This window comes from Chryseobacterium sp. 2TAF14 (assembly GCF_052115105.1).
Lineage (GTDB): Bacteria > Bacteroidota > Bacteroidia > Flavobacteriales > Weeksellaceae > Chryseobacterium.
Genome location: NZ_JBFRGA010000167.1, coordinates 1 through 11124 on the forward strand (window position 1 = coordinate 1; position 11124 = coordinate 11124).

The 11124-nt window shown below is 36.3% G+C and carries 9 protein-coding genes; 7 read left to right on the forward strand and 2 right to left on the reverse strand.

What is annotated here, in order from left to right:
• The 7 genes from AB4Y90_RS14490 to AB4Y90_RS14520 all read left to right on the forward strand — a co-directional run.
• On the forward strand, positions 1–1944 hold a 1944-nt coding region (locus AB4Y90_RS14490; protein WP_441558253.1), incomplete at its 5' end, for a type VI secretion system Vgr family protein.
• Between the two features lie 2 nt (positions 1945–1946).
• A complete protein-coding gene (locus tag AB4Y90_RS14495; protein ID WP_441558254.1) occupies positions 1947–3590 on the forward strand; it encodes a T6SS phospholipase effector Tle1-like catalytic domain-containing protein in 1644 nt (547 codons plus the stop codon).
• A gap of 55 nt (positions 3591–3645) precedes the next feature.
• Positions 3646–4674 carry a DUF2931 family protein gene (locus AB4Y90_RS14500; RefSeq protein ID WP_441558255.1) on the forward strand — a complete coding sequence of 343 codons (1029 nt, stop codon included), beginning with the start codon at positions 3646–3648 and terminating at the stop codon, positions 4672–4674.
• A 60-nt stretch (positions 4675–4734) separates the two neighbouring features.
• A complete protein-coding gene (locus AB4Y90_RS14505) occupies positions 4735–5715 on the forward strand; it encodes a hypothetical protein (protein ID WP_441558256.1) in 981 nt (326 codons plus the stop codon).
• 24 nt (positions 5716–5739) lie between these two features.
• Positions 5740–6207 carry a DUF4280 domain-containing protein gene (locus tag AB4Y90_RS14510; RefSeq protein ID WP_441558257.1) on the forward strand — a complete coding sequence of 156 codons (468 nt, stop codon included), beginning with the start codon at positions 5740–5742 and terminating at the stop codon, positions 6205–6207.
• A gap of 99 nt (positions 6208–6306) precedes the next feature.
• Complete coding sequence (locus tag AB4Y90_RS14515; protein WP_441558258.1) at positions 6307–9084, forward strand: hypothetical protein; 2778 nt, start codon at positions 6307–6309, stop codon at positions 9082–9084.
• Positions 9085–9094: 10 nt separating this feature from the next.
• The gene (locus tag AB4Y90_RS14520) at positions 9095–10093 is read left to right on the forward strand and encodes a hypothetical protein (protein WP_441558259.1); all 999 of its coding nucleotides are present in this window, start codon (positions 9095–9097) and stop codon (positions 10091–10093) included.
• A gap of 232 nt (positions 10094–10325) precedes the next feature.
• Here the strand turns inward: AB4Y90_RS14520 and AB4Y90_RS14525 are convergent, their stop codons facing one another.
• Entirely contained in the window at positions 10326–10718 is a 393-nt protein-coding gene (locus AB4Y90_RS14525) for a hypothetical protein (protein ID WP_441558260.1), read from the reverse strand.
• Positions 10719–10846: 128 nt separating this feature from the next.
• On the reverse strand, positions 10847–11124 hold a 278-nt coding region (locus tag AB4Y90_RS14530), incomplete at its 5' end, for an MFS transporter (RefSeq protein WP_441558261.1).

Consider the following 11124-nt stretch of genomic DNA (forward strand, 5'->3'; position numbering starts at 1 on the left):
AAAACCGGAGGTTCCGTTTTCCGACCGTCTCAGAATGCGGCAGGGATTTCAGAGAATCATCATACCGGGATCAACCGATTGGTAAAATTATCTTTGGTCATTGAAGGTAAGGTGATCAAATATTACAAGCATTTCAGGCTCACGCAGAGTTCGCAGAAGCATCATGAATTTACACTAACTTTAGCGCACGATACTTTGGGCGACCGCCAAACCCATACTTTGGAAGAAGCCAACAAATTTTTAGGCAAAAGATTAACGGCCGTAATTTCTTATAAAGACATCGAAAACAGCCCTGAACGAACTTTTGTAGGCGTTATCACCGGAGTAGGCTTCAGCCAGGAAAAAATGAGTCTGGGAAATATCGTTTTATCGGGTTACAGTCCGACTATTTTACTGGATGGGGCGCCTCATACTCAGAGTTTTGGCGGAAACCAGGCGGTCAATATGGGAATTATTGCTGAAGAAGTGATAAAACAAGGTTTAGATAAAAGCCGTTTCGATATCAGGATTGATACAAATGATTATTCCCAGATCATTTACAGCAGCCAATACGATGAAACGCATTACAATTATCTGGCTAGAATGTCAGAAGCGTATGGCGAACAGTTTTATTATGACGGAGAAGTCCTTCATTTCGGGAAGCTTCCGCCTCAAAATAAGCCCATCAAATTAACCTACGGAAGTAGCGCAAACGACATTAAAGTTGAATTAAAAGCAGTTCATACAAAGCCTCAATTCTATGGTTATAACAGCAATAAAAATGAAGTTTTAAAATCAGGTTCCACCCCGATTCAACATGTGGGAGAACTGGCAAAAACGGCTTATCAGCATAACGATACGATTTATAAAACCCCATCATTACGGGTTGCTCCAATTAAAGCAACAACGCATTTGGATGTAGAATATTCACAAAAAAGTGCATCGGGAAGTGAGGCGGTGAATGTATTCAATCTTTCAGGCTCTACAACGGTTCCTTTTTTACATCCGGGATGCAGTGTAGATATTGAAATGCGAAAACCTGATACGAATGAAACTTCGTATTTCACAAGAATCATGATCACGGAAACAACGCATGAGATTGATACGATCGGTCATTACACGGGAAGTTTTGCAGGCATCGCATCTGATACAGGATTTTTACCAAAGCCTGAATTTACAGTTCCAATTGCACAACCACAGATTGCAACGGTTATTTCGAACACCGATCCGGAAGGGCAGGGAAGAATTCAGGTAAGATTTGACTGGCAAACGAATGATACGACTCATTTTATAAGAATGATGAGTCCCGATGCAGGAGGAACCGATCAGATCACACAGAACAGAGGTTATGTAGCCATACCTGAAGTTGGTGATCAGGTGATGGTGAATTTTGTACACAACCATCCCGACAGACCTTTTGTGATGGGCGGAATGTTTCATGGGGGAATCGGATTGGGTGGCGGAATCAATAATCATATGCGTTCCATTCAGACCAAAAGCGGAATTAAAGTTCTGATGAATGACGACGATAAAAGCGTAACCATAAAAGACCCGAGCGGAAACACCTATTTTATGGATGGAAATGGAAATATTACAGTCACCGCACCGAATGATATTAATTTTAATGCCGGCGGAAATATGAATATTTCTGTAGGACAGAATATGACGACTACTGTTGGAGCCAATCAATCGAACACGGTAGGGATGAATAAAACAGAAAATGTAACCATGAATTTTTCTGAATCTGTAGGAGCCATGAAAAATGTAGGGGTTCTTGGCAGTTTTTTTACCAATGTTACAGGCAAATTAACGCATTATGTAAAAGGTGATATGGAAACTTTCGGAGAAAAGGAACATAAGCTTATCAGTTTGCAGGGCATTGAAGTAAGCAGTAAAGGAAACGTTGAGCATCACGCAGAAAAAGAAGTAAAAAATAACAGTGGCGAAAAGTCTAAAAACTATTAGTCATGAGCATCGAATATTTTGTTGAAGGTAAGGTAAATTCCCAGACAGAAGGCGACCAGCTGGCTTTCTCGAAAGGTGATATTGCTCATAATGGGATAAGGAAAGTCTTACAAAACGGGACTGATACAGGAGTGAGCTATAACAGTCCTAATGAAGTAAATCCTAACGATAAACCCGTTAATACAGTCGATGTAAGTCTGAATCTTTTTTTTGATGGCACGCTTAATAACAAAACAAATACCCAGCAAGGGCTTTCAAAAGAGAAGAAATCCGGCAGCTATGCAAATGATTATTCTAATGTTGCAAGAGGATATGATGCGATAAATCCTACTGCAGATAATCAGGTTTCGTGGTACATTGAAGGGATCGGAACGGTTGATGGAAAATCTGACAACGACACTCTTGGCTTACCTGTAAGAGGCGCCGGTTTGGGTGTTGCTGAAAGGGGAATAAAAGCAAAAGTTACTAAAGGCTGTGTAAAAGGAGCCGAAGCCATCAAAAATAAATTCGGGAGTAAAGAGATTGATGTACTTTCGGTAAATGTCTACGGATTCAGTAGAGGCGCAGCAGCGGCACGTCATTTTATAACAGTTTCTACAACTGCACCACAAACCGTTAAAAAAATGGGTGGTGATTTAACGGTTTATCCGCCTGATTTTTATGAATTGTCGAAATCAGAAGAAAACCAGGATGAAAAAGGAAGTGACCAAATTTTAAATATACCAAAAGATAAGACAGATTCTTACCTATTAAATTTCGGGTATTTCGGAGCATGCTTAGTTGCAAATAATTTAAAAATAAAAAAAGTAGTTTTCAACTTTGTCGGTTTATACGATACGGTGGCTTCTTACGGAGCCAATCACCGAGGTAACTGGTTTGTAAAAAATGATTCTGAGCAATTGGGACTGAATTCTGTTCAGAATGCCAATTTCATATTCCAGATCGCTTCTGCAGACGAATTCAGAGATAATTTTAGCTTAACAAATATTGAAAGTTCGGGTATAAAAGGTTTACAATTTACGTTACCCGGCGTACATTCTGATATCGGAGGCGGTTATGTTGACGGGGAAAATGAAAATGTTCTCATCTATAAAGCAACTAATGATAAAACATCATGCRAAAACTATCGCAATATCCTGATTGAAGAAGGATGGTACGATCCTGCTCAGATAAGCATTGTAACGAAAACATACCCTACCAGATTTGGGGCGCAATATAAATATGAACTGTGGGGAAAGCGTGATCTGTCAAACCATTTTGATAAACTTCCGCTGCATTATATGTTTCATTTTTCTGATTTTTTCGGGGTTAAATATTTAGATAGACAAAGAAAGAAAAACAAGATAACAGATGCTACGGTTACAAAAATATCATCGCATCTTCAGGGATATGTGCAAAAATGTGTAGACCTGAAAAACAATTATGTTACAAAAGCACATTCAGGGCAGAAAGTATCTTCTTCGGACTATGTTTCTACATCAAAAAGCTATTCTTATCTGAATTTTAATATGAATACCAATGATCTGAAAGATTTAAGGAAAGGATATTTACACTGGTCTGCCAATTTAGATGCTTTTGGAATGGGGCCTATCGTATCGGGGGTGCATCCTTCGTCAGAACGTAAAAGAACAATATTAGATGGATAAATTTAAAATAATAATATTTTTAACGGGCTTATTTCAGCTCATGAATTGCCAAAAAATGGAGAAAGAATCGATAGTTCCGTCATATAACGTGCAGATTTCGCACACCGATAATAAACATTTGATAACTCCCGTAGAAGATTCTTTAATAACATTGGAAGGCACTTCTGCGCATTTGCCTTATGGTAGTTCTTCAGGAACTTGGGGAATTTCAGGGAAAGGTTTTACAGAGCAGACCGGAACTCCCGTTGGTGCAGATATAAAATATTATGCAGAAAGTGAAAATGCATTTTATCATTTAAAAGCAAATTTTCCGAAGGATAAAATAAAGGAGCTTGTTCAGAGAGCGTATGCTGTGGATGAATCGGAATCTTCTGATGAGCCGATGAAAGAGTTTATCAATATTAATAATGAGCCAGATTACCGCAAAAAATATAATGCGTATGCAAAATCTTATTATAAGATGTCTGATCTCATTTTTGGCTTTGCCCCCAAAGGAATGGTGGTAGTCTGGATTGGATTCGGACCAACTCAGATCGAAGTAGGACAATATCAGGCGGAAAAAATCACCAACGAAGCTGAGATCAAAAGATTAAAAGAAAAATACCAGAAAACATACAGAGTAGATGCTGCATTGTTTGAAGAGCTGGCGAAAGAATATTATCTTCCTGATGAGTCACCTGAAAAATGGATTAATTACAGAAAAAAATATAACTGGTCGCCCAATATAAGTTCAGATAACAAAAATTTTAAGCTGTTTTCAATCAATACAGATTATTATAATGGTGAAAGAGATATTCTTTTGCGACCGATCGCAGGAAACCCTTCTGTAAAAGAAAGAGCGATACCGAAAGAAATAGATTTCTTTTGGGAAACCGGTAAAAGTGAAGCTTTTGAAGGACGTATTTTCCTGAATTGGGAAAAAGCAAATGAAGCATTTAAAAATGCAGAAAAAAACTTTAAAATGAATATTAAAATTAGTGCAGACAATAACAGCTTTGACATTTTTCTAAATAATCAGCCATTGAAAGCAGACAGTGTAAGGATTTATAAAAGCAAAAGAAAATTTAAAGAATCATCCAAATAATTCACAAATTGAAATCGCTTAAAAAGTAAGGTTTAAATTTAATATTTCGGTAAGCAGCTAATGAGCAGTGAAACAAAATTTGCGAAAGTAAAAATAGAGGGAGTCTTCAATCTCGAAGAGTTTTCAAGAGAATATAAGATGACTCCTCAGGAAGTTGTACAGTTTCATAATCAGCATTGCAATTTGCAGGAATTATTGAGTTTAAATTTATCTAAATATGTACAGCATGTTTATCTGCCCTCAAAAAACTTTGAAGAGCAGAATATTAAAGTTTTAAAAAGTACAACGCTCGAATTACCCATAAAAAATGAAGCGAAAAAATATGGAGTTGTGATCAATTTTACTCCAAAAAATCTTCAGATACATTACAAAATAAACGTAAAACGTACACCGTATTTTTTAGAACTGACGAAAGAAAAAACGTATGTAAACAACCAAAATATTGATCAGACCATCGAGCAATTGTTTGAAAAAGCTAATGATACATTATATCCTTTACAGGTTTCAATGAAAAAAAACGGGAGCCTGGATAAAATTGTAAATGCAGATGAAATTGCCCAAAGATGGGAAAACGAAACGCTGCCAAAACTAAAAGAGTATTACCAGTCTGAGACAACAGATAAAATCCTTCAGCAGTTTGATGATACTTTTTGTAATCTCAATAAAAAGCTGCAGTTTTTAGAAAGAAATCTGTTTTTTAAACTTTTTTTTCTGCCTGTTTATCAGACATACAGTGGTTTTAAAAAAGAAGGTTTGTTGCAGATTTATCACGCAGGAACTGCAAAGCAGATGAATTATAAAATACAATTTTCTTTGCAGAAAAAACTGACGAGAGGCAATAAAATCGCATTAAGAATAAACGGATTTGAAGAAGAAAATTTATTTAATAAAAACCAAGAAAAAGGGAAAGTAGATTTGCTTTATAAATTAGATAAAGACACCAGAGCAATATATTCTGTAACAGGATCTATTTCTTATTTTGAAAATGATAAAAAACATATTATTGATTTTCAGCTTTACGAATTGGGAGATCTCAATTAATAAGTCAATCAAAAATCGCAGATTATGAGTGAGAAACATCTTGTTTGCCAAGGCGCTATTTGTAGCTGTAAATTTGGGTCGGTTCCGGATAAGCTAAAAGTTTTGACTCAGAGCAAACGATATATTAACGACAAAAACGGAAGTCAGAAACTGATGGCTACCCATATGGATATTGGTAAAACTTTCGAAAAAAATATGTTTGGAAGCTGCACAAAGCTCAACAATAATCCTTGTCAGGTAACGGTTACGCAATGGAACGGTTTCTACGATAAAATTACTTTGCAGGACAACAGCGGAAAAGCATTACTTGAAGACAGTAAAGCAACTTGCCCGATCGGAGCTCCGGATTGCATAAGCATCATTAATCATGGGCAAATAATGGAAGCAACTCCACAAAATGTAGAGAATGCAGAAAAAGAAGTTTTGATGGAACTGTTCCCTTTTACAGATCTCGGTCAGTATATAAGGAAAACAGATTTTATAGAATCTTAATAGAATAACAATGGAAAATAATACATTAACTGCAATTGTCTTAGGAGGACCGAGCTTGAAAGCCACAACGGTGCACAGGTAACCCACGCTCAGGTAAGTATGGATGAAAATATAAGAATAGCCAGCAATAAAGCTCAAAATTTAAAAAATACTAAAGACAATCTTTTAAAAAATTTAAATCAGGAATTAGAAAATTTTGAAAATAAATTTAAATCTGTTGTCTGGGCCTGGAATTTAGCCTACCAACGCAGCAGCTTACCAAACGGAAGGAATGAAACCATTGCAAAAGGCAGCACAGAAGTAAATTTATCACTTAAGCAGCACCTTTACGGAGGCGGATTTGCCTGGCTTGAACCTTTTTTTGAAGGCTCTTCTCCTACAGGAAATATAAAATCTGGTTTATACATTCACACTGAAAGCCAAAGCCCGCAGATTTTAACAGCGGAATGGTACGGTTACGATAAAGACGGCAACCCTTTAAAAATTGATAAACCGGTGATCCCTGGTTCAAAAGTTCAGCTACATATTTATACAAGAAGTATGTATGGACACAATATCAGAGTTGAGCTGAAAGCGAATGGCAAAACATTAAAGGCAAATGCTTACGGAAGTGTGATTCAGGTTTATGCCAATAAAAAACCAGATCAGCCGGATTCTGTTTACGAAATTATAGATTCTAAAGATTTGTTTTTAGCAGAAGTTGAAATTTATGATTATTCAGATCCTAAAAGTATACAACCTCCTGCAGGAACGATTACAGGGCATCTTGTCGATCCGAAAGAAGATGGGGCAGACGGAACTATTTCTGCGCTGCCAAATGTTCAGAAAGCAGTACTTGATGTATTTGTAGATCCTGCGTGGTGTACCGGTGAAGTGCAGATTATCATTAAACCGACCATTCATTTTGGCAATCAGAAAAAAGATTTAGATTCTTTTTTAACAGTTAATTGCCGCGAATCTGTAAAAGTAGAGATGCCGGAAACAGGAAACGTTCCGGTATTTGTAGATAAGATTGAAACAAATTTTCAGGCATTTCATCCGTGCGGATATAACAAATTTGAGGTAAGCGACGGAACCCGCACTATAGATTTGCTGGAAGACAAATCTGTTCCCCCGCTGAATCTTTTCGAATTGGTAGCGGGACCTGTGAATAATACCCATGATATCACGATAGATCTTGATACAGATACTACAGAATGCTCATTTGACGGCACACTCAATGATCACGAAAAGCATGCTTTAAGTTTAATAGATTATCCTGAAAAAGAGTTTGAGAAAGATGCCAAAGAGGAAGAAGAAAAAAGCAGCACATCCGGGAACAGTACTATAAAAGTTCAGATAGGAGGTGATAAAGCAAATATGAGCGCTCAGCAATTAATTGCTTTTGATGGTAAATTAGAAAAATATACAGCAGATGGTGATGATAAGCAGCTGAAATTTAAAGCAAGATATATTTACGACTACACTCCGATAAATCTTGCGGGAATACCTGTACACCCTATATTCAGGTATTTTTGGTTAGGAAACGGTGTCCCTACAAATACATACATGGTAAGAAGTAATACGTGCAGATATCAACAGGCTGTTTCTGTTAAAACCTATCCTGATGTAGGATGGAGTTTAAAATTATCTTACAAAAACTCTACGGTAGAAAGAGAGCTTTGGGGAAACCAGCGATATGTAGACACAAAAAAGGCAAAATTTAAAAGAGAGCCTCAAAAATGGATTGCTGCAGGCGACGGTAAAAGCATCGGCATTTCTTTAGGAGCAAAATGGGATGAGAAAAATGAATATGATGCCACAGCAGACGTTACAAAACAGGTAAAAGCATTAACAGACAGCTTAGGTGCAATCGGGAAATTTGTAAATTCAGTTTTTTTAGGAGATGAAAATAAGAAAGATGAAAAATACAAAGAGCCTGATGCTAAACATAAAGCTGCTTTAGAAAGCGTTGCTGATCAAAAAGATCAAAAAGAAAAGCGTGAATTAGAGAAAACCAGAGAGCAGTTAAGATCTGCGCAAGCCAAATATAGTGCTTTGGTTACTGACCGCGATAAAGCAAGAGCTGAAAACGATATAAATATTCTCCAACGAAAAATGGACCGCCAGTCTAAAGAATATGAGCTTAAACTCACTAGGTCAATCGGCTCCATCAGCATACAATGGCCGCAATTGGAAGCCCAGTTTGAATGGAGTTTAGAAAATATTAGTCAGCGGGGCCCGTTTTATAACCAGACCGGTGTTGTTTTGCAGGGAGTTTTAGAACTCACCCCTTTAATTGGGATTACCGCAACATTAGATTTTCTTGCTTTAGCACAAAGAGCGCATCCTGTCGCTTTGGCGGTAATTGCTGCAGCAGATATTACGATGGCAATTATTGGTGACGGAAGCAAAATTACTTGTGAGTTAAGCGCTACGGGTACTTTTGGAGGTAAATTACAAGGTTTTCTCAACACCAAAACAGGCGAAAACAGCTTTAATAAAGATGACCGGAATGCCAATGACAAGCAGGTTGCAGAGCTTAAATGTGATTTGGAATTTAAACTAAAAATCGCAATAGAATTAAATATCGAAAAGAAAAAATTCTTTGTAAAAGTTATCGTGACAGGAAAATTAGGTGCAGAAGCAACCGCAAAATGGACGGCAAAAGCTCCGATTGATACCGATGATTACGGATGGTATCTTGCTCCGGAAATGACTTTCGAAGGATTGGAAATAAAAGGTGAAGCAAGTTTTTCTGGGCAGGTAAGCAGTCGTGACGGTAAATCAAAATATGGCTCCATTGAAAGTACCAACGAATTTACATGGCAAGCAATTGATGCCTGGAAAGAACCAAAGAAATGGGGGAAATTTTATTTTCCTTCCAAAAAAGACTAAATCAAAAAATATGTACAAATACTTCATTTTAATAATCAGTTTAATTAGTCTGCAGAGTTGCGGGCAAAACAAAAAAGCTATGGACGGAAAAGCAACAGAAATTTTTGGAAATTTATATAAAAATGTTAAACATTACGATCAGCGTATCAATTATCAGGCGATGATATTTATCGGGGGTTGTAATTATGAAGTATTGATAAACGATTATCCTGTTGATCGATATTTCGGTCCCGGAGACGGCTCATCCAGCGGAAGTACGCCGATTAACATTGCGATTCTGAAACCTGGAGTTCAAACCTGGAAAATAAGAGTTTATCCCGTAAGAGACAGAAAAGAAGTGAATGGTGAAGTAACATTGGTTCCGCAAAATGAAATTCAGCCCGGAGCAAGAGTCGAAATGGAAATTGAAGGCGTAAGATTCAGCGAAAATGGTGATATTGAAAAAAGATTCGGTAAAGTTGTAAAGTTTGAAGCTCCTCTAAAAAAGGATGATAAAAGCGGACAGAATATTTTAAGTGATGCCGGAAAACCATACATAGAATATAGCGGAACTTTTCAGGCAGATGTTCCTTATGCTTTAAACGGTTGGGAAAATAGTACCGATCTGTCTAAAATAAACAGCGCAACTTTGGAAAAACAAGTTGTAAAAGAATACCAGAGATTTCACGGCTGGCTTCAAACCAGAAAAATTGATGAGATGGCTAATGCAAAATTGGCTGCAGAAAAAGAAGTGGCGCAAGCTTTTTTTTATGATAAAAAAACCAATGAAAATTTTCTTTCTACTTTTTTACAGAGATGGGGACAGAAAGGACTTGAAATGCAACCGCTGGAAAATTACAAAATGGTCATCTACGGAAACGGAAAAATTGTTACATTAATTGATAATATAGACAACAGTTCTCCGCTTTGGGGAAATTTTGAAGTGGGCGAAAATCAGTATAAAAATAATACGTATATGCTGTATTTTCACATTCCGAAAGGTAAAACAGAACTGGAAGTAGTAAGGTAATTTTCTTTTTATTTATACTTCTTTTTTTATTTAAATTTGTTTAAACTTTAAATTTATTCATCGCAAAGGAGCAAATCTTAATTCATATTCTGTTTTAAGACGCAACGATTTTATCTGCGATAAAATTTCAACGGCCAATTTTGAAATCTTTTGTCACTTTGCGCCTGTGCATTTTCCAACATGATTTTTTTTTAAGTTTAGACAAACTCAATTTAATATATTTTTCTAAATATTACGGTACAATTTCATATTTCGTATTTTCATTATTTCCAAAAATATCATGCTGTATTTTTTGAGCTAAATGAAGGGTCTCTTCTATAGAAGCATTTGTTTTGATCTTCAGATAAGGAATCTTTTTATTCACAGATTCTTCAATCTTAAATTTATTTTCAAAAGCAAAAAGTTTTAGTTTTTCATAATATGGTATTTGCGTTTTTTCTATTGCTTCAAATTCAATATCTAAATATTCACCGTGTTTTGCAAAATAAATGCAGTCGTTGCCATTAGAAGTGATTCCGATAAAATCAAATTCTGTTTTTCCTTGAATTAATAAGCTGAGTTTTTCCGGAAGCTGATTTATATAAATCTGTTTCGCGACAAATCTATTAGTTAAATCATTTTTCATTTGCAGTGATTGCTTTCAGATGAGTAATAATCGATTTAAAATATTCATAAATTATTTCTTAATTACAAATATAAAAAAGAGCACCGAAAACGATGCCCTACACAAAATTAATTATAATTGAAGAATATTTATTTTTCCCAGACCTTTTCAATTTCCTCTAAAGATTTGCCTTTCGTTTCCGGAACCCATTTCCAGACAAAAACCAGTGATAAAATGCTCATTACACCGTAAAAACCGTAGGTAAACGCTCCACTGAATTCCATCATAAAAGGATAGGTTGATGAGATTAAATAATTTGCTGCCCATTGTGCAGCAACAGCAATCGCAATTGCACTTCCTCTGATTTTATTTGGAAAAATCTCTGAGATCAGAACCCAGCAAATCGGTCCCCAAGACATCATAAATG